General features: G+C 72.8%; 2 protein-coding genes. Both read right to left on the reverse strand.

Translation table 11 applies throughout. The features are described from left to right. Nucleotides 1–275: hypothetical protein (locus tag ROTAS13_RS24940; RefSeq protein WP_216348750.1), on the reverse strand; the 275-nt coding region annotated here is incomplete at its 3' end. Nucleotides 276–290: 15 nt separating this feature from the next. Then, nucleotides 291–1041: hypothetical protein (locus ROTAS13_RS27600; RefSeq protein ID WP_171979247.1), on the reverse strand; the 751-nt coding region annotated here is incomplete at its 5' end.

The following is a 1041-nucleotide window of genomic DNA, read 5'->3' on the forward strand; positions in this document are numbered from 1 at the left end:
GCGTAGATGTGATCAAGAGACAGCTCGTGCGCGAGGAGCAGCGCGCGCTCCCCGTCGTCGCCCGACCGGGCGCAGATGACCGTCGCGGCCTGGGCGTCGAGGTGGGCTACTGTGCCGTGGAGGAGCGGACTCGAGGGATCGACCCAGGCGACCTCGAAGCCGAGGTGCTCGGCCGCAGCCTCGGCGAGACCCAGGACCCCGGGCCTTGTGGCCTTCGCGGCCGCTGCCTGGCGGAGGGCGCGTGCCGCAATCCGCGCGGCGTCGAAAGAGTTCATCGCCGCGCGCCCTGGCTATTCGGCCAGCATTCTCTCGATGTCCTGGTCCGACATCCCCGTCTGTCGCGCGACCTCCTCGAGGGTCATGCCGCGCTCCTGGGCGGCGGGCTTTCCTTCCGCCCGGGCTGCCATCGCCGGGGGGAGCCGGACGCCCGAGGCCGCGTGCCTGGCGACGTCGTTCGCTGGCACCGGCACCGGCATCGCGGCGGCGATCCTGGCGGCGACCACGGCGGGCAGGTCCACCACCTGACCGTTACGGATGGCCCCGAGTACGGCGCGCGGCATGCGGGCGGCAATGGCGACCTTGGCAAACGCGGCGGTGTCGAGGTTCGCGAAAGGATTCGAGGGCGTCACGGCGTGCGTGGTCGCGGCCTCCTCCGCATGGCGGCTGCTGTGCCGGTCGAGGTGGAGGTCGAGCAGGTGGCGGCAGAGCGCCTGGAGCTTCACGCCGATCTCGTGGGCCTGGAGCTGCAGCCTCGCATGCATCTCGGCGTCCATGCGGATCGTGCGGTAGACGGGCGCGTCGCCGCGGTCGCGGCGGCCGTCCCGCAGCGCCCGCGAATGTTCCGCGACCGCCTCCTGCATCTGGTTGAGCGTCCGGTCGCGGGCGGCCGCCCGGAACATGGCCAGCCCTTCGCGGAGCGCCTCGACGATGCGCTCGTTGGACGGCACGCCTCCGGGCTCGTCGGCGAGCAGCCCGATCTGGGAGGGGTCGAGGCCCAGACTGTAGTCGCCGAGCCGTTCGCGGGCGGCCAGGGAGCGCACC

Origin of the sequence: Roseomonas sp. TAS13 (genome assembly GCF_001950415.1) — a bacterium.
Classification (GTDB): domain Bacteria; phylum Pseudomonadota; class Alphaproteobacteria; order Acetobacterales; family Acetobacteraceae; genus Roseomonas; species Roseomonas mucosa.